At 70.1% G+C, this 18,325-nt stretch carries 16 protein-coding genes; 4 read left to right on the top strand and 12 right to left on the bottom strand.

Annotated features, from left to right (window positions below; translation table 11 throughout):
- Window positions 1-66: 66 nt before the first annotated feature.
- Window positions 67-675, bottom strand: coding sequence for a TetR/AcrR family transcriptional regulator (locus tag IQ210_RS36795; protein ID WP_194083573.1), 609 nt, complete (start codon window positions 673-675; stop codon window positions 67-69).
- A gap of 128 nt (window positions 676-803) precedes the next feature.
- Between IQ210_RS36795 and IQ210_RS36790 the strand changes: the two genes are divergently transcribed.
- Window positions 804-2,372 carry a cytochrome P450 gene (locus IQ210_RS36790; RefSeq protein WP_194083572.1) on the top strand — a complete coding sequence of 523 codons (1,569 nt, stop codon included), beginning with the start codon at window positions 804-806 and terminating at the stop codon, window positions 2,370-2,372.
- Between the two features lie 446 nt (window positions 2,373-2,818).
- Here IQ210_RS36790 and IQ210_RS36785 read toward each other — a convergent pair whose 3' ends face one another.
- Window positions 2,819-3,634: a pentapeptide repeat-containing protein gene (locus IQ210_RS36785; RefSeq protein WP_194083571.1), complete on the bottom strand. Its 816-nt coding sequence runs from the start codon at window positions 3,632-3,634 to the stop codon at window positions 2,819-2,821.
- 141 nt (window positions 3,635-3,775) lie between these two features.
- On the opposite strand from IQ210_RS36785, the gene IQ210_RS36780 reads away from it, so the two are divergent.
- Window positions 3,776-3,976: a DUF5999 family protein gene (locus tag IQ210_RS36780; RefSeq protein ID WP_194083570.1), complete on the top strand. Its 201-nt coding sequence runs from the start codon at window positions 3,776-3,778 to the stop codon at window positions 3,974-3,976.
- Between the two features lies 1 nt (window position 3,977).
- On the opposite strand, the gene sigJ is transcribed toward IQ210_RS36780, so the two are convergent.
- The 10 genes from sigJ to IQ210_RS36730 all read right to left on the bottom strand — a co-directional run bounded on the left by sigJ (window position 3,978) and on the right by IQ210_RS36730 (window position 14,742).
- Window positions 3,978-4,871 (bottom strand): RNA polymerase sigma factor SigJ, encoded by an 894-nt coding sequence (sigJ, locus tag IQ210_RS36775; RefSeq protein ID WP_194083569.1) that lies wholly within the window; start codon window positions 4,869-4,871, stop codon window positions 3,978-3,980.
- A gap of 55 nt (window positions 4,872-4,926) precedes the next feature.
- Complete coding sequence (locus IQ210_RS36770) at window positions 4,927-5,670, bottom strand: PIG-L deacetylase family protein (RefSeq protein ID WP_194083568.1); 744 nt, start codon at window positions 5,668-5,670, stop codon at window positions 4,927-4,929.
- 28 nt (window positions 5,671-5,698) lie between these two features.
- Window positions 5,699-7,000 (bottom strand): alpha/beta fold hydrolase, encoded by a 1,302-nt coding sequence (locus tag IQ210_RS36765; protein WP_194083567.1) that lies wholly within the window; start codon window positions 6,998-7,000, stop codon window positions 5,699-5,701.
- A gap of 101 nt (window positions 7,001-7,101) precedes the next feature.
- Entirely contained in the window at window positions 7,102-8,127 is a 1,026-nt protein-coding gene (locus IQ210_RS36760; RefSeq protein WP_194083566.1) for a LacI family DNA-binding transcriptional regulator, read from the bottom strand.
- 79 nt (window positions 8,128-8,206) lie between these two features.
- Window positions 8,207-9,631 (bottom strand): BNR repeat-containing protein, encoded by a 1,425-nt coding sequence (locus tag IQ210_RS36755; protein WP_194083565.1) that lies wholly within the window; start codon window positions 9,629-9,631, stop codon window positions 8,207-8,209.
- Between the two features lie 32 nt (window positions 9,632-9,663).
- Window positions 9,664-9,984, bottom strand: coding sequence for an L-rhamnose mutarotase (locus IQ210_RS36750; RefSeq protein ID WP_194083564.1), 321 nt, complete (start codon window positions 9,982-9,984; stop codon window positions 9,664-9,666).
- A gap of 44 nt (window positions 9,985-10,028) precedes the next feature.
- Entirely contained in the window at window positions 10,029-11,108 is a 1,080-nt protein-coding gene (rhaS, locus tag IQ210_RS36745; RefSeq protein WP_194083563.1) for a rhamnose ABC transporter substrate-binding protein, read from the bottom strand.
- A gap of 94 nt (window positions 11,109-11,202) precedes the next feature.
- On the bottom strand, window positions 11,203-12,195 hold the full coding sequence (locus tag IQ210_RS36740) for an ABC transporter permease (RefSeq protein WP_194083562.1): 993 nt from the start codon (window positions 12,193-12,195) through the stop codon (window positions 11,203-11,205).
- Window positions 12,188-13,228 carry an ABC transporter permease gene (locus IQ210_RS36735; RefSeq protein WP_194083561.1) on the bottom strand — a complete coding sequence of 347 codons (1,041 nt, stop codon included), beginning with the start codon at window positions 13,226-13,228 and terminating at the stop codon, window positions 12,188-12,190. Before IQ210_RS36735 ends, IQ210_RS36740 begins: the two co-directional genes overlap by 8 nt.
- Window positions 13,225-14,742 (bottom strand): sugar ABC transporter ATP-binding protein, encoded by a 1,518-nt coding sequence (locus IQ210_RS36730; RefSeq protein WP_194083560.1) that lies wholly within the window; start codon window positions 14,740-14,742, stop codon window positions 13,225-13,227. Before IQ210_RS36730 ends, IQ210_RS36735 begins: the two co-directional genes overlap by 4 nt.
- Before the next feature lie 272 nt (window positions 14,743-15,014).
- Between IQ210_RS36730 and rhaI the strand changes: the two genes are divergently transcribed.
- Both rhaI and IQ210_RS36720 read left to right on the top strand, forming a co-directional pair.
- Window positions 15,015-16,175, top strand: a complete 1,161-nt coding sequence (gene rhaI / locus IQ210_RS36725) for an L-rhamnose isomerase (RefSeq protein ID WP_194083559.1) — start codon at window positions 15,015-15,017, stop codon at window positions 16,173-16,175.
- A gap of 109 nt (window positions 16,176-16,284) precedes the next feature.
- Window positions 16,285-18,324 (top strand): bifunctional aldolase/short-chain dehydrogenase, encoded by a 2,040-nt coding sequence (locus IQ210_RS36720; RefSeq protein WP_194083558.1) that lies wholly within the window; start codon window positions 16,285-16,287, stop codon window positions 18,322-18,324.
- The last annotated feature ends 1 nt before the right edge of the window (window position 18,325 follow it).

Raw genomic sequence — 18,325 nt, 5'->3', positions numbered from 1 at the left:
AGCCTTGCCTAACCTATCGGAGATCGGGGTGCACGCCAACCACCACCCCTGACCCTTCGCGAAAGTTCAGACGCCGAGGACGCCCAGCAGCGCGCGAGCACACAGGTCGCGCACCTGCTCCCGGGACAGCTCCGAGCCCCTCAGCCACTCCAGGCAGACGGCCGTGATGAACGCCAGCCAGCCGCGCACGGCGAGCGTGGTCTCGGGCCGCGCCTCGAAGCCGGCGCCGAACTCGGGGTCCGCGGCCAGCGCCGCCAGGATCTGGCGTTCCTGCGCGGCCAGGGCCCGCTGATAGACCTTGCGCACGGCCTGGTCCCCGGCCGCGTCGGCCCGGTGGAAGGCGCGGAAGCCGTGCGCGTGGGCCTCGACGTACTCCAGGAACGTGTCGAGCCCCGCGGCCAGTTGCTCCCGCACCGGGATGCCGGGGACCGCCGCGGTCATCCGCAGCATCCGGCCGCTCTCGCGCTCGACGACCGCCGCGAAGAAGTCCCGTTTGGTCGGGAAGTAGTAGTAGAGCAGGCCGCGCGAGACACCGGCGATCTCGGCGACGCGCTCGATCCACACGTCGTCGTACGGGCTCTCCGAGAACAGCCGCGCGCCGACGACGAGGAGTTGTTCCCGGCGCTCCTCGGTGCTGAGCCGGCGGCGGGTGCGCTCCCCCTGGTTGGCGGCCATGACCGCACCTTATCCCGGCCACGGTTCCTTTACTTGACGCCGGTTCAACAACGGGACCAGACTTGAGCGCGTTATTGAACCCACGTACAACACGCCCAACCCGCCCCCGTACCAAGGGAGATCGCGTCATGGCGGAGACGAGCAACCAGGCGCTGCCGAAGGGGTTCCGCAGCGCCGAGCAGGGCTGGCCCGAGCTGCACCGCATCCCGCATCCGCCGCGGCGGCTGCCGCTGCTCGGCGATGTGCTCGGGGCGAACCGGCGCACCCCGCTCCAGGACTCCCTGAAGTACGCCCGTCAGCTGGGGCCGATCTACCGGCGCAAGGCCTTCGACCGGGAGTTCGTGTTCGTCTGGGGCGCGAAGCTGGCGGCCGACCTCGCGGACGAGACGCGGTTCGCGAAGCATGTGGGGCTCGGGGTGGCCAATCTGCGGCCGGTCGCCGGGGACGGGCTGTTCACGGCGTACAACCACGAACCGAACTGGCAGCTGGCGCACGACGTGCTCGCGCCCGGCTTCAGCCGGGAGGCGATGGAGGGCTACCACCCCATGATGCTGGCCGTGGCGGGGCAGCTCACGGACCACTGGGACGCGGAGCTGGCGGCGGGCCGCACGGTGGACGTGCCCGGCGACATGACCAAGCTGACGCTGGAGACGATCGCACGGACCGGCTTCGGCCATGACTTCGGCTCCTTCGCACGCTCGCGCCCGCATCCCTTCATCACCGCGATGGTGGGCACGCTGACGTATGCGCAGCGGCTCAACTCCGTGCCGTGGCCGGGGTTGCTGCGCCGGGCGGGGCGCCGGAACGAAGCCGACATCTCCTATCTGAACCGAACGGTCGACGACTTGGTGCGGCAGCGCCGGAGGGCGGGCGGCGGCAACGGCGACCTCCTCGACCGGATGCTGGAGACCGCCCATCCGGAGACCGGTGAGCGGCTGTCCGCGGAGAACGTCCGCCGCCAGGTGATCACCTTCCTGGTGGCCGGGCACGAGACCACGTCGGGCGCGCTGTCCTTCGCCCTGCACTACCTCTCCCGGCACCCCGACGTCGCGGCGCGCGCCCGTGCGGAGGTGGACCGGGTGTGGGGCGACGCGGAGACACCCGGCTACGACCAGGTGGCCAGGCTCCGCTACGTCCGCCGGGTCCTCGACGAGTCGCTGCGGCTGTGGCCGACCGCGCCCGCCTTCGCCCGGGAGGCCGTCGAGGACACGGTGCTCGCCGGGGAGCATCCGATGCGGCGCGGCGCGTGGACGCTCGTCCTCACGCCGATGCTGCACCGCGACCCGGAGGTGTGGGGCGCGGACGCCGAACACTTCGACCCGGACCGCTTCGACCCCAAGGCGGTACGCCAGCGCGCCCCGCACACCTTCAAGCCGTTCGGCACGGGCGCACGGGCCTGCATCGGCCGCCAGTTCGCCCTGCACGAGGCCACGCTGGTACTGGGCCTGCTGCTGCGCCGCTACGACCTGCACGCCGACCCGACGTACCGCCTACGGGTGACCGAGCGGTTGACCTTGATGCCGGAGGGGTTGCGGCTGGGGCTGGAGCGGAGGCGGGTGGGGGTGCCGGTCGGTGCGGAGGCTGGGGCGGGCTCGGGGGCTGAGGTGGACTCGAGGGTTGAGGCGGGCTCGGGGGCTGAGGCGGAGGTGATGCCGGGGGCGGAGACGCGGTGCCCGGTGCACGGGGTGGGGGACTGAGCCCGGGGCGTGCACGGCGGGCGTTCGGCGGTCTTCGGAGACGGGGAGCAGGCCGCTGTCAGCGCGCGGGGCCCAGCCCTGCGGTCTTCGGGGCCGGAAGCAGGTCGCTGACGCCCGGCGCTTGCCCAGCCCCGCGGTCATCGGGGCCGGAAGCAGGCCGCCGTCCACCCGGGCGCGGCCCAGTCCCGCGGTCGCCGGAGCCCGGCAGCAGAGCGCCGCCACCCGGGCGCGACTCAACCCCGCGGTCCTCGGAGCTGACAGCAGCCCGCCGCCACTCGGGCGCGAGTCAGCCCCGCGGTCCTCAGAGCCGGCAAGCAGACCGCCGTCACCCAGCGCGGCCTAGCCCCGCGGCCTTCGGCGCCCAGCAGCAGACCGCCGTCACCCGGGCGCGGCCCAGCCCCGCGGCCTTCGGCGCCCAGCAGCAGACCCCCGTCACCCAGCGCGGCTCAGCCCTGTGTCCAGTGCCCCGGGCGCGTGACCGACGTCGGCAATCGCGTGCCCGCACTCCCCCGCGCCGCGTTCACCTGGGGCTGGGTCAGGAAGAAGGCGTCGGTCAGGTCGGCGTTCGTGAGGTCGGTGTCGCGGAGGTCGGCGCCGATCAGGTCCGCGCCGCGCAGGTCGGCGCCGGTGAGGTCGGCAGCGATGAGGTAGGCGCCGCGGAGGTTCGCGCCGCGCAGGTCGGCGTTCCGGAGGCGGGCGCCCATCAGGTCCGCGCCCCGGCGGTCCTTCTTCTTGCCGCGGGTACCGGCCCGCACCAGTTCGCTGGTCCGCAGCAGGAGCACGTTGACCTCTTGGCGGTGCGCGCCCACGTCCAGCGCCCCCAGTTCCTCGGGGGTCCAGAGGGTGAGCTTCTCTGTCCGCTCCAGCATGCGGCGCAGGTCGGCGTGGACCGGGCGGGCGGCGGGGAGGGTGAGCGCCTCCGTGAGATACCAGAGCAGTTCGTGCAGCTGGCGCACGACCGGGAAGACGTCGAACATGCGGCGCGCGTGCTCAGGCCCGCCGGTCCGCCAGTCCGCGCCGCCGAAGGTCACCTGCGAGACCTTCTGTCCGGCGCCGAAGCAGTCGTAGACCGTGCAGCCCGTGAAGCCCTGCTGCCGCAGCCGGGCATGGATGCCGCACCGGTGGTCGTCCTGGAGGTTCGCGCAGGGCTTGCCGGCCGGCTTGTCCACGGCGAAGTCGGTCGAGGCCGTGAAGGGCAGGGCGACGCAGCACAGCCCGAAGCAGCTCCCGCAGTCCCCGCGCAGGGCTGTCTGATCTTGCATGCGTCCAGGATACGGAACAAAAACTCACCGATGAATTTCCCGCGGTGTGGGGGTCTCCACATACAGCAGAAAACAAACTCGGCTACGACTGAGGTTGCAGCCGACGGAACCAGGAGCCACACCGCATCGAGGAGAGACGTCATGTGCAGCCACCAGCCCGCGTGCCCCACCGCCGAGAGCCCCGACCACCACGCCGCGGTGATCGTCTCGTCCCACCCCGAACAGGGCTGGAGCCTGCTGTGCAACGGCACCATCGTCTTCGACGACACCGGTGAACTCCTCCCGGACGGACGGGCGGTGAGCCCGCACCGCCCGGTCGGCGCGCTGCTGGTGGCCGCCTGACTCAGCCCTCCGTGCCCGGTACTTCGAGGCGGGCGAGCCGCTCGGGGTCGGCCAGGATGTGCAGTTCGGTGATCCGGCCGTCCACGACGGTGACGCCCATGACCGAGAGCAGCTGCCCCTCGGGCGCGTTGAGCACCCCGATCGCACCGTTGACCAGCACCAGCTCCGCGTACTGCGCGAACTGCCGGAACAGCATGGCCTGTTCGGCCACCGGCCGCGCCCCGCGCACCAGCTTGGACGCCGCCGCCCCGCCGACCAGCGCACCGGAGTCGGCCCGCAGCACGACGTCCGGGTCCAGGACCGCGAGCAGGGCCTCGAAGTCCCCGCCGCGGGCGGCGCTCATGAAGGCCTCGACGACCTGCCGCTGCCGGCCGAGGTCGGGCTCGGCGGACGGAGTGGCGCCCTTGACCCGGCGCCGGGCCCGGCTGGCCAGCTGCCGGGTGGCGGCCGGACTCTTCTCCACGATCGCGGCGATGTCGTCGAACGGCACCGCGAACATGTCGTGCAGCACGAACGCGAGCCGTTCGGCGGGCTCCAGGGTCTCCAGGACCACGAGCAGGGCGAGGCCGACCGAGTCCGCCTGGAGCACCTCCTGCTCGGGATCGATCCGCGACAGAGGTGTGAGCACCGGGTCGGGGACGAAGGCGTCGTCCAGCGGGTCCTCACGGCGCGTGGTGCGGGACCGCAGCATGTCGAGACAGACCCGCCCGACGACCGTGGTGAGCCAGCCACCGAGATTGCGGATCTCGTCCGCGTCGCTGCGGCCCAGCTTGAACCAGGCCTCCTGCACGGCATCCTCGGCCTCGGCGAGCGAGCCGAGCATCCGGTAGGCGACCGCCTTGAGGTGCGGCCGATGCTCCTCGAAACGGTCGGCCAGGGCGTCGGTGTCGTTCATGTTCTCCCCCGTTGTCATCGTCATCCGCCGAACAGCGTCAGCTGCTCAACAGCCGTCATCTGCCGAACAGTTCGTAGGCCACGGCGGGTGTCCCGCCGAAGCGCTCCGCGGTCTGCTCCGCCACGCCGGTGAGGAACCCGCGGACGTACGTCTCCGGGTCCTCGCTCGTCAACGCCTCGATGTACGCGCGGTGTTCGAGGAGTGAGCGCACCGCGCGTTCCAGGCCGGGTGTCGCGTCCACGGCGTGGGTGGGTGAGGACGAGCCGGCCACGGCGACCCAGCGGACGCCGTTCCAGGGTTCCAGGCCCTGGTCCGTCAGCTCCGGGAAGATCCAGCGGTTGCCCGCGTCGCCGGCCGCGTCGAGTGTGGCCCGGCCCACCGCGACATGGTCGGGGGTGTTCCAGGCGACGCCGCCCCAGGTGTCGCGGTGGTTCAGGGTGATCACCAGCTCCGGGCGGTGCCGGCGGATCGCGGCGGCGATGTCGCGGCGCAGCGCGGTGCCGTACTCGATCACGCCGTCCCGGTGGTCCAGGAACTCCACCGTCGACACCCCCACGACCGCGGCACTGGCCCGCTGCTCCTGCTCGCGCAGCGGGCCGCACTTCGCCGGCTCCAGGGTGTCGATGCCCGCCTCGCCGCGGCTCGCCAGGACGTAGGCGACCTCGCGTCCGGCGTCGGTCCAGGCGGCGATCGCCGCGGAGCAGCCGTACTCGAGGTCGTCCGGGTGGGCCACGACCGCGAGTGCGCGCCGCCAGTCCTCTGGCATGGGCTGGAGTTGACTGATCGTCGGCTCTGTCATGGGTGCACAGTAGCCCGTGGCTGTGACCTCAGACCTCGTCGCGGGTGAGGGCCAGCAGCCGGTCGAGGACGCGTGGGCCGCCGGCCCGGACGCCGTCGTGCTCGAACTCGTCGGTGACCCAGGTGCGCAGGCCCCGGACGGTGCGGGCGGTCTGGAGGGAGTGGGCCGTGTCGACGTACATGTCGTCGTGGTAGACCGCCGCGGCGACCGGGACCTCGTTGGCGGCGAGGCGGGCGCTGTCGTAGAGCGGCTTCCAGTCGGTGCGGGCGGCGAGGAGTTCCGCGGTCTCCCGCAGGGGGCGCAGGGCCGGGTCCGTGTCGAACATCCAGGGGTGGATCGACTCGCCGGTGAACAGGACGGGTCCGTCGCCGGTGAGCGCCTTCGCGGCGTCGAACTGGGGGAACTCGGAGCGCACGCGTTCGGCCGACCAAGCGGTGGGGCGGTGGTCCTGGCCGTAGATCGCCTCGTGGACCAGGGCGTAGAGCGGATGTCCGGCGTACGACAGGAGGCCCTGGACCTCTTCCTGGAAGGCGTCGGAGAGGGCCGGGCCCTGCGGGGTGCGCACGAAGGCGTGTTCCAGGAGGAAGTGCAGCCGGTGGCTGCCCTCGCCGCCGCCGAGGACGATGCCGAGGGACTGGAAGGCCTCGACGGTGAGGCGGTAGCCGTTGGGGAGGACCACCTCGTGGTTGAGGAGGTGGTCGGCGATACGGCGGGCGCGCTCGACGTCCTGCGGGTAGCGGGCGTAGTGGGCGGCGACCTTGCGCTCGATGCGCGGGTAGGCCGCCCGGTAGACGTCGTCGGCGTGGGCGTCGAGGGAGGGCAGACCGCCGGTGATCACGGCGGCGCTGAGGCCCTCGGGGGCGGCGGAGAGGTAGTTGACGGCGCAGAAGCCGCCGAAGCTCTGGCCGAGGACGGTCCAGGGGGCGCCGCCGGTGAGCTTCGGGCGGATGGTCTCGCAGTCGCGGACGATCGAGTCGGCGCGGAAGTGCGTGAGGTAGTCGGCCTGTTCTGCGGGGCCGCCCCTCAGCGGGAGGGTCTGCCGGTTGGCGGGCGTGGAGTGGCCGGTGCCGCGCTGGTCGAGCAGGAGGACCCGGTACTCCTTCAGGGCGCGGCCGAGCCAGGCCGGCTTGCCGACGAAACGGTTGGCGCCGAAGCCCGGGCCGCCCTGGAGGTAGACCAGCCACGGCAGGTCCTGCCGCGCCTTGTCACCGGCGACCACCTCACGGGCGTAGAGCTCGATCGTCTCCCCCGCGGGGTTGTCGTGGTCGAGCGGCACGGTGAAGTGGTGGTCGGTGAGGACGACGCCGGGCTGGCGATAGGTCGCGGTCAACGGGGCTCCCGGGACGGACGGACGTGCGGACGCGTCCCAGTTCAGCACATGTCCGTCCGATATCCGATGCCCGGGATCATGAAATCGGACTGAACCGCCGATCAGCGGGCGGACAGGCTGGAGCGGCGTACGACCAGTTCGGGCTGGAGCACGACCCGGCGGTGCTCGTGCCGGCGCGGCGCGGTCTCCGCCTCCGTCTCCTCCAGCAGCAGTTCGGCGGCCAGGGCGCCCATGGTGACGGCGGGCTGGCGGACCGAGGTGAGCGGGACGGCCGCGGCGGCGGCGAACTCGATGTCGTCGTAGCCGACGATGGCGAGGTCGTCGGGGACGTTTATCCCGGCCGCGTACATGGCCTGGAGGACGCCCAGGGCGAGCAGGTCGTTGGCGCAGAAGACGGCGGTGGGGCGGTCAGCGAGGCCGAGGAGGCGCGCGCCGGCGTCCCGGCCCGCGGCGACGTCGAGGCGCTCGGTGGGCAGCTCGCGCAGCACGTCGGGGCTCAGGCCGGCCTCGGCGATGGCGTTGAGGGCGCCGGTGCGGCGGTCGCGGACCTGGTTGAAGCCGGGCGGACCGCTGACGTACGCGATGGTGCGGTGTCCGGCGTCGATGAGATGCCGTACGGCCAGGGCGCCGCCCGCGACGTCGTCGACGGAGACCGAGCACTCGGTGGTGCCCTCGGCGACCCGGTCGACGAGGACGAAGGGGATGCCGTGGCGCCGGAAGGTGTCGATGTTGCGGCCGGTCGCGTCGGCGGGGGTCAGCAGCACGCCGCGGACCCGCTGCTCGGCGAAGAGGGAGAGGTACTCGGCCTCCTCGCCGGGGCTCTGCGCGCTGTTGCAGACCATCACGCCGAGCCCGGCGTCGCGGGCGGCCCGCTCGGCGCCGCGTGCCACGTCGACGAAGAAGGGGTTGCCCATGTCGAGGACGAGCAGCCCCATGATCCGGCTGCGTCCGGCGCGCAGCTGGCGGGCGGACTCGCTGCGGACGTAGCCGAGCCGGTCGATCGCGGAGAGCACGCGCGCGCGTGTCTCGGTCGCGACGGAGTCCGGGCGGTTGATGACGTTCGAGACCGTGCCCACCGACACTCCGGCGGCGCGGGCCACGTCCTTGATACCCACCGACTGGGCCATCGGGCAGGAACCTCCAGGTGAAAGAAGGGCGGCGGGCAGGCCATCACATTACCGGCACGCCGCCCCGAAGCGATCCCGATCAGGCGGGCAACGCGAAGTCGACGACATGGAGCGCCGACGGTGTCGTACCGCTGGACTTCTCCTGGTACATCACCGACAGGACGTTGTCCTGGGCGATGCGCATCTCGTCGATCACGACCTCGCCGAAGGCGTTGAGGCCGCTGCCGTCGTACAGGAGCGTCCAGTCGGTGTAGCCGGACGCCTTGGAGGCGCCGGCGATCCGGCCGAACGGGAAGATCGCGTAGGCGTTGTCGTACTTGTCCAGGACCAGCTTGGTGCGCTGGCTGGAGTTGAGCGGGACCGGGATCTCCGTCTTCTGCCAGGTGCCCGCGGAGTTCTTGCGGACGTGGAAGGCGCGGCCGTTGGCGGTGCGGTCGGTCACGTAGTTGGTGGTGCACTGGCCGAAGCGGCCGGGGACATAACTGATGATCGCGTGCGGCAGGCCGGCGGAGTCGGTGAACTGGCTCTCCTGGTTCATCAGGGAGTGGTCCGGGTTCAGCGAGTCGATGACGAGGCCGGAGTCGGTGACGGCGACCGTGTTCGTGGTGCCCGTGGTGGCGACCAGGGTGCCCGCGTTGTTGCGCCAGGTGCGGCCGCGGTCGTCGGAGTAGACGTAGCCGGTGTCGTGGTTGGTGATGCCACCGCTGTTGCACATGACGGCGCCGTTCTGCTCGCGCCAGGTGAAGAACGAGTGCAGTCGGCCGTTCTTGTCGTAGTCGATGCCGTGCAAGTACATGTTGCGGGCCGTCGAGGAGCCGTGCTCGCTGGTGTACGTGCCAGTGGAGCTGGACCACTCCCCGAGGTTGGTCCAGGTCGAACCGTCGTACTCGGCGAGCGCGTTGCGGCCGTTGCCGGATATCGCGACCCGGTAGCTGAGCTGGAGCTTGCCGTCCGGGGTGGAGATGAACTGGGGGTAGGTGAACTGCGAGGTGAGGGCGAGTCCGTCGAGCGTGGACTGGGGGGCGCCGAAACGGCCGGCGGTCCAGCTCAGTCCTGCCGGGTTGTCCATGAGCCCGGCGACCGACTTGACGTAGGTGAAGCCGTCGCTGTGCGAGTCCATGTTGAGGTGGAGCCGGCCATCGACCTTGGAGACGCCCATGGAGATCACGTTGTGGGAGTCGCTGGCCTTGAGGGTGTGGCCGACCTGGACCGTGGACCAGGTGCTGCCGCCGAGGACGCGGCGGCCGACGACGGCGTTCTTGTCGGCCGTGTACCAGACGGCGTACTGGTAGCCCTTGTAGGTCAGCAGACCGTTCTTCTGGAACGAGTTGTTGTTGACCAGGCCGTCGTAGGAGACGAAGAAGACGGCCTGGCTGTCGAGCGTGGTGGTGCCGGTCTTGGTGACCGAGGGGCCGGGGTCGGCGGCCCGGGCGGTGCCGCCGGTGAGCGCGGAGGTGGACATGGCGGTCACGATGGCACCTGCGAGGAGGGTGCGTCTTCTCATGGAGCGGCTCCAGATGGTCCTGATGGGGAAGGTCAGGCGAGGTGGAACACTTCGGTGAGCGGTTTCATGGCCTCGTCGGGGCGGGCGCCGTCCAGCGACTCGAAGAACGGCGCCATCTCCTTCTGCCAGCGGGCGTTGACCTCGGTGGCTTCCATGCCGGCCTGGGCGGCCGCGAAGTCCTCGGTCTCCAGATAGCCGACCAGCAGGCCGTCGTCTCTCAGAAAGAGCGAGTAGTTGTGCCAGCCGGTGGCCGAGAGCGCGTCGAGCATCTCGGGCCACACGGCGGCGTGTCGTTCGCGGTACTCGTCGAGCTTGTCCTGACGGACCTTGAGCAGGAAACAGACGCGCTGCATGAAGTACCGCTCCTTGACGGGGAGTTGAGAGGTGAGCCGGTCGATCAGAAGTTGAACTGGTCGATGTTCTTGGCGTTGAAGACGGTCGGCTTGCCGAGGTTGATCACGCCGTCCTTGCCGATGGTGTACGTGGTGTCGCCGGCCTTGAAGGTCTCACCCTCCTTGCCGGTGATCTGACCGGACGCCAGGGCCACGGCGGTGCGGGCGGCCAGGTCGCCGAGCTTCGCCGGGTCCCACAGCTCGAAGCCCTCGACGGTGCCGTTCTTGACGTACTTGCGCATGTCGTTGGGGGTGCCGAGGCCGGTCAGCTTGACCTTGCCCTTGTACTTGGAGCCCGACAGGTACTGGGCGGCGGCCTTGATGCCGACGGTGGTCGGGGAGATGATCCCCTTCAGGTTCGGGTACTCCTGGAGCAGGCCCTGGGTCTGCTGGAAGGACTTCTGGGCGTCGTCGTCGCCGTAGGCGACCTTGACGAGCTTGATGTCCTTGTACTTCGGGTCCTTCAGCTCCTCCTTCATGAAGTCGATCCAGATGTTCTGGTTCGTCGCGGTCTGCGCGGCCGACAGGATCGCGATCTCGCCCTTGTAGCCGATCTGCTCGGCGAGCAGCTGCACCTCGGTGCGGCCCAGGTCCTCGGCGGAGGCCTGCGAGACGAAGGCGTTGCGGCAGTCGGGCTTGGTGTCGGAGTCGTAGGTGACGACCTTGATGTCGTTCTTCATGGCCTGCTTCAGCGCGGTGCACAGGGCGCCCGGGTCCTGCGCGGACACGGCCATCGCGTCGACCTGCTGCTGGGTGAGGGTGTTGACGTAGGAGACCTGGCCGGCGGTGTCGGTGGCGCTGGAGGGGCCGACCTCCTTGTAGCTGGAGCCGAGCTCCTTCAGGGCCGCCTCGCCGCCCTTGTCGGCGGAGGTGAAGTACGGGTTGTTGACCTGCTTGGGCAGGAAGCCGACGGTCAGGCCCTTCTTGGTGGCCGCGTTCGGGTCGGCCTTGGCGGTGGAGGCCGCGGAGGCGCCCTCGTTCTCCACGTCCTTCTTGGTGGTGCCGCCACAGGCGGTGAGCGCCAGGGCGAGAGAGGTTCCGGCGGCGAGAGCCGCACAGGCACGGCGGAGGGATGACTTACGCATGGCGTGATCCTTTGAACGAGGGTGAGAGGAGAGGCTTTTAGGGGCGCGGGGAACTGCGCGACCAGCCACAGCGAACCCGCAGCTTCAAACGGCGCTAAGACGTAAGCCTTTGCGCCCTGGCCACTGCGATCTGCTTGGCGACTCGCGGACCGAGTACGGACAGCACCAGCAGGACTCCGGTGACGACGATCTGCGACTGGGCGGAGACGTCCTGGAGGCTCATCACGTTCTGCAACGCCCCCAGCAGGAACACCCCGGCGATGGCGCCGCCCAACGTGCCCTTGCCGCCGTCGAAGTCGATGCCACCGAGCAACACCGCGGCGATGACGGACAGTTCGAGCCCCGTCGCGTTGTCGTAGCGAGCGGACGCGTAGTGCAGCGCCCAGAAGATGCCGGTGAGCGAGGCCATCAGGCCCGTCACCGTGAACAGGATGAGCTTCTGCCGCTTGACGCGGATGCCGGCGAACCGCGCGGCCTCCTCGCTCGCGCCGATCGCGAACGTGGCCCGCCCGAACGCCGTGGCGTGCAGCACGATCACGGCGATCACGAGCAGCACGAGGAAGGGCACGAAGGCCTGCGGGACGAACGTGTCGCCGATCCGGCCGGCCGCGAAGTCCAGGTACTGGGTGGGGAAGTCGGTCACCGCGTCCGAGCCGAGCACGATCTGTGCGATGCCCCGGTAGGCGGCGAGGGTGCCGATGGTGACGGCGAGGGAGGGCAGTCCGAGCCGGGTGACGAGCAGGCCGTTGATCAGGCCGCAGACCACGCCGAGCACGAGACAGATCGGGATGATCACCTCGATCGTCATGCCCTGGTTCCACAGGTAGCCCATCACGGCGCCGGAGAGTCCGGCGGTGGAGGCGACGGAGAGATCGATCTCGCCCGAGACGACCAGCAGGGTCATGGGGAGGGCGATCAGGGCGATCGGAAGGGTGTTTCCGATCAGGAACGACAGGTTGAGAGCGTTTCCGAAGCCGTCGACCGTTCCGAAGGACAGCAGGAGCACGACGATCAGCAGCGCTCCGACGATCGTGTCCCACCGCACCGCGTCGGACCAGCGGCTCGCTCGCTCGAGTGACTCAGGCATGGCGGGCGTTCCTCTTCTTCAGGGCCGAGGCCACGCGCAGCGCGACGATCCGGTCGACCGCGATGGCGAGGATGAGCAGGATGCCGTTGATGGCGAGCACCCAGACGGAGCTGACGCCGAGGGCGGGCAGCACGCTGTTGATGGAGGTCAGCAGCAGGGCGCCGAGGGCCGCGCCGTAGACGCTGCCGGAGCCGCCGGTGAAGACGACACCGCCGACGACGACCGCGCTGACGACGGTGAGTTCGTAGCCGTTGCCGGTGCCGGAGTCGACGTTGCCGAACCGGGCCAGGTACATCGCGCCGGCGAGACCGGCGAGGGCCCCGCAGAAGGTGTACGCGGCGAGGATCCGCTTGCGGACCGGGATGCCGGCGAGGCGGGCGGCCTCGGGGTTGGAGCCGAGGGCGTAGAGCTCGCGGCCGCTGCCGAAGTGCTTGAGGTAGTACGCGGTGGCCACCAGGACCGCCAGCGCGATGAGCGCGAGGTAGGGCACGGCGGAGATGCCGCCGGAGCCGAAGTTGATGAAGCCGTCCGGGAGGCCCGCCGCGGTGATCTGCCGGGAGCCGACCCAGATGGAGTCGATGCCGCGGATGATGTAGAGCGTGCCGAGGGTGACGACGAGGGCGGGCACCTGGCCGAGGCTGACGAGCAGACCGTTGACGAGGCCGAACCCGATGCCCAGGAGGACGGCGAGGGCGATCGCGACGACCGAGTTCCCGCCGCCCTGGAGGTAGTTGCCGGCGGCGAAGGCGCTGATGCCGAGGGTGGAGCCGACCGACAGGTCGACGTTCCTCGTGATCACGACCAGGGACTGGCCGGTGGCGACCAGCACCAGGATGGTCGCGTTGAGGAGCAGGTCCTTGATGCCCTGTTCGGACAGGAACTCGCTGTTGCCGGCCTGGGTGATGGCGATCATCACCAGGAAGACGACCAGGATGGCGAGTTCGCGCATCTTGAAGACGCGGTCCACCAGCCGGGTGCCGCTGGACTTGGGCACCTCGGCGACGGGCGCCTTGTCGGGGGTGGTGACCGTCATGCGGCGGCCCTCCCGGTGGCTGCTGCCATCACGGATTCCTCGGTTGCTTCGGAGCGCGGGATCTCGGCGGTGAGCCGGCCCTCGTGCATCACGAGCACGCGGTCGGCCATGCCGAGGATCTCGGGCAGGTCGGAGGAGATCATCAGGACCGCCACACCGTCGGCGGCCAGCTCGCTCAGGAGCCGGTGCACCTCGGCCTTGGTACCGACGTCGATGCCGCGGGTGGGCTCGTCGACGATCAGCACCTTGGGGCCGGTGGCGAGCCACTTGGCGAGGACGACCTTCTGCTGGTTTCCGCCGGACAGGGTGTTGACCGTGTCGGCGATGCGGGCGTACTTGACCTGGAGCTTGACGGCCCAGTCGAGGGACCGGCTGCGTTCGGCGCCGCGGTCCATCAGGCCGGCCTTCACGGTCGTACGAAGTCCGGTGAGGCCGATGTTGCGCTCGATGGACATGTCCATCACCAGGCCCTGGGCGCGCCGGTCCTCGGGGACGAGGGCGAGTCCGGAGGCCATCGCGACCGACGGGGCTCCGTTGGTGAGCTTCTTGCCGTCGAGCTCGACCTCGCCCGCGTCCCAGCGGTCGATGCCGAAGACGGCCCGGGCGACCTCGGTGCGGCCGGCGCCGACGAGTCCGGCGAGGCCGACGATCTCGCCGCGCCGGACGTCGAAGGAGACGTCGGTGAAGACGCCCTCCCGGGTCAGCCGGCGCACGCTGAGCGCCACATCGCCGGCCTCGACGTCCTGCTTGGGGTAGAGCTCGTCGAGGTCGCGGCCGACCATGCGGCGCACCAGGTCGTCCTCGGTCATGCCGTCGAGGAGCTCACTGGAGATCCAGGCACCGTCGCGGAGCGTGGTGACCCGCCGGCAGATCTGGAAGATCTCCTCCAGCCGGTGGGAGATGAACAGGACGGCCGCGCCCTGTTCGCGCAGGGTGCGCACGACGCCGAAGAGGCGGGCGACCTCGCTGCCGGTGAGGGCGGCGGTCGGCTCGTCCATGATCAGGACGCGGGCCTCGAAGGAGAGCGCCTTGGCGATCTCGACGATCTGCTGGTCCGCGATGGACAGGCCGCGTGCGGGGCGGTCGGGGTCGAGCTCGACGCCGAGCCGCTGCATCAGTGCGGCGGTGGCCGCGTGGGTGGCCTTGTGGTCGATCCGGCCGAGGGCCTTCCGGGGCTGACGTCCCATGAAGATGTTCTCGGCGATCGACAGGTCGGGGAAGAGCGTGGGCTCCTGGTAGATCACGGCGATACCGGCGTCGCGGGCGTCACCGGGGCCGTGGAAGACGACGGGCTCGCCGTCGAGGAGCACCTGACCGGCATCCGGTCGGTGCACCCCCGCAAGGGTCTTGATGAGAGTCGACTTGCCCGCGCCGTTCTCGCCGGCGAGGGCGTGGACCTCACCGGGAAACAGCTCCAGGGAGACGTCCCGCAGGGCGCGTACGGCTCCGAAGGACTTCGAGATGTCCTTGAGCGCCAGCACCGGGGCCGGTCCCGCGTCGGACGGGTGGGTCATGAGGGGCTCCTCGACGACGCCCGGGGACTGCCCTCACGGCGTCGTGAAAGGTTTCAACTTGGTTGCCGGGACGTTAGGCATGGCGCCCATGTCACGTCAATGGGTTCGTGTCGAAAAAATTTCGAGACTCATAGGTCACAGCCGGGTCACGAGCAACATCCTTGGTCGCAGGGCTTGACACTCCACCGGTCGGCTCATACTTTCCCGTCTTGAATCGTTTCACAGTGAAGCCGTTCGGAAACCCTTCGGACCCGACGTCACAGGAGCCCTCAGTGACCGAGCTCGCCGCGGTGAAAGCCGCGCTCAAGACACAGGCAGTCGAAACGCCGTCGTGGGCGTACGGGAACTCGGGGACCCGCTTCAAGGTGTTCGCGCAACAGGGTGTCCCGCGCGATCCCTGGGAGAAGCTCGACGATGCCGCGCAGGTGCACGCGTTCACCGGAGTGGCGCCCACCGTGGCGCTGCACATCCCCTGGGACAAGGTGGAGGACTACGCCGCGCTGGCCAAGCACGCGGAGGAGCGCGGGGTGAAGCTCGGCGCGATCAACTCCAACACCTTCCAGGACGACGACTACAAGCTGGGCAGCATCTGCCACCCGGACGCGGCGGTGCGCCGCAAGGCCGTCGACCACCTGCTGGAGTGCGTCGACATCATGGACGCGACCGGGTCCCGGGACCTGAAGCTGTGGTTCGCCGACGGCACGAACTATCCCGGGCAGGACGACATCCGGGGCCGCCAGGACCGGCTCGCCGAGGGCCTCGCCGAGGTGTACGAGCGCCTCGGTGACGGGCAGCGGATGCTGCTGGAGTACAAGTTCTTCGAGCCGGCCTTCTACTCGACGGACGTGCCGGACTGGGGCACGGCGTACGCCCACTGCCTCAAGCTCGGCGAGAAGGCACAGGTCGTGGTCGACACGGGGCACCACGCGCCGGGGACGAACATCGAGTTCATCGTCGCGACGCTGCTGCGGGAGGGGAAGCTCGGCGGGTTCGACTTCAACTCGCGGTTCTACGCCGACGACGACCTCATGGTCGGTGCCGCCGATCCGTTCCAGCTGTTCCGGATCATGTACGAGGTGGTGCGCGGGGGTGGGTTCACGCCCGAGGTCGCGTTCATGCTCGACCAGTGTCACAACATCGAGGCCAAGATTCCGGCGATCATCCGGTCCGTGATGAACGTGCAGGAGGCGACGGCGAAGGCGCTGCTGGTCGACCGGGATGCGCTGTCTACTGCGCAGGCTTCCGGGGATGTGCTTGAGGCCAACGCCGTGATCATGGACGCGTACAACACGGATGTGCGGCCGTTGCTTCGTGAGGTGCGGGAGGAGATGGGGTTGGACGCCGATCCCATGGCTGCGTATCGGCGGTCCGGGTGGGCCGAGAAGATCGTGGCTGAGCGGGTGGGTGGGCAGCAGGCCGGGTGGGGGGCGTAAGCGTCTGCCTGGATCTGTTTCGTTGCGGGGTGCGGGCCGTATGTGGCTGGTCGCGCAGTTCCCCGCGCCCCTAGTAGACCAACTGTCTGTTTAGAAGGAACTGGAAGTCATGGCTACACATCCCGAGGCTGCTGCTCTCCTCGCTCGCTCCCATCGGCTCGGTGCCGACCCCCGTAACACCAACTACGCCGGTGGCAACGCGTCGGCGAAAGGTATCGATAGTGATCCCGTCACCGGGGGTGACGTCGAGCTGATGTGGGTCAAGGGGTCCGGTGGGGATCTCGGGACCCTGACCGAGGCGGGGCTTGCCGTGTTGCGGCTGGACCGGCTGCGGGCGCTCGTCGATGTCTACCCGGGGGTCGAGCGCGAGGACGAGATGGTCGCCGCGTTCGACTACTGCCTGCACGGCAAGGGCGGGGCCGCGCCCTCCATCGACACCGCGATGCACGGGCTGGTCGACGCCGCGCACGTCGATCATCTGCACCCCGACTCCGGGATCGCGCTCGCCTGTGCCGCCGACGGCGAGAAGCTGACCGCCGAGTGCTTCGGCGACACCGTGGCCTGGGTGCCGTGGCGGCGGCCCGGGTTCCAGCTGGGTCTGGACATCGCCGCGATCAAGGAGGCCAACCCGCAGGCGATCGGTGTCGTCCTGGGCGGGCACGGCATCACGGCGTGGGGCGCGAGCGCCGAGGAGTGCGAGCGGAACTCGCTGCACATCATCCGGACCGCCGAGAAGTTCCTGGAGGAGCGCGGCAAGGCCGAGCCCTTCGGGCCGGTGATCGAGGGGTATCAGGCGCTGGGCGAGAGTGAGCGGCGTGAGCGGGCCGCCGCGCTGGCTCCCTACGTACGGGCCATCGCCTCGCAGGACCGGCCCCAGGTCGGGCACTTCAACGACTCGGACGTGGTGCTGGAGTTCCTGGCGCGTGCCGAGCACCCGCGGCTCGCCGCGCTGGGCACCTCCTGCCCTGACCACTTCCTGCGCACCAAGGTGGCCCCGCTCGTCCTCGATCTGCCGCCGGCCGCCCCGCTGGACGAGGCGATCGCGCGGCTGAAGGAGTTGCACGCCGCCTACCGCGAGGAGTACGCCGCCTACTACCAGCGGCACGCCCTGCCCGACTCCCCCGCGATGCGCGGTGCGGACCCGGCGATCGTGCTGATCCCCGGCGTGGGCATGTTCTCCTTCGGCAAGGACAAGCAGACCGCGCGGGTGGCCGGCGAGTTCTACGTCAACGCCATCAACGTGATGCGGGGCGCGGAGGCCGTCTCCACGTACGCGCCCATCGAGGAGTCCGAGAAGTTCCGGATCGAGTACTGGGCGCTGGAGGAGGCCAAGCTCCAGCGGATGCCGAAGCCGAAGCCGCTGGCGACCCGGGTCGCGCTGGTGACGGGTGCGGGCAGCGGCATCGGCAAGGCCATCGCGCAGCGGCTGGTCGCCGAGGGCGCGTGTGTCGTGGTCGCCGATCTCAACGGTGACAACGCCTCCGCCGTCGCCGAGGAGCTCGGCGGGCCCGACAAGGCCGTCGCCGTGACCGTGGACGTGACCTCCGAGGAGCAGATCGCCGAGGCGTTCAAGGCCGCCGCGCTCGCCTTCGGCGGGGTGGATCTCGTGGTCAACAACGCCGGCATCTCCATCTCCAAGCCGCTGCTGGAGACGTCGAGCAAGGACTGGGACCTCCAGCACGACATCATGGCCCGCGGTTCGTTCCTCGTCTCGCGGGAGGCGGCCCGGGTGATGATCGCGCAGGATCTGGGCGGCGACATCGTCTACATCGCCTCGAAGAACGCCGTGTTCGCCGGGCCCAACAACATCGCCTACTCCGCCACCAAGGCCGACCAGGCCCACCAGGTCCGGCTGCTGGCCGCCGAGTTGGGTGAGCACGGCATCCGTGTCAACGGGGTCAACCCGGACGGTGTGGTGCGCGGTTCCGGGATCTTCGCCGGTGGCTGGGGTGCCCAGCGGGCGGCCGTGTACGGCGTGGAGGAGGAGAAGCTGGGCGAGTTCTACGCGCAGCGGACCATCCTCAAGCGAGAGGTGCTCCCGGAGCACGTCGCCAACGCCGTCTTCGCGCTGACCGGTGGGGAGTTGACTCACACCACCGGTCTGCATGTCCCCGTCGACGCCGGCGTCGCGGCCGCCTTCCTGCGGTGAG

Origin of the sequence: Streptomyces justiciae (assembly GCF_015163075.1) — a bacterium.
Lineage (GTDB): Bacteria > Actinomycetota > Actinomycetes > Streptomycetales > Streptomycetaceae > Streptomyces > Streptomyces justiciae.
This window is presented reverse-complemented; position numbering and strand designations above follow the sequence as displayed.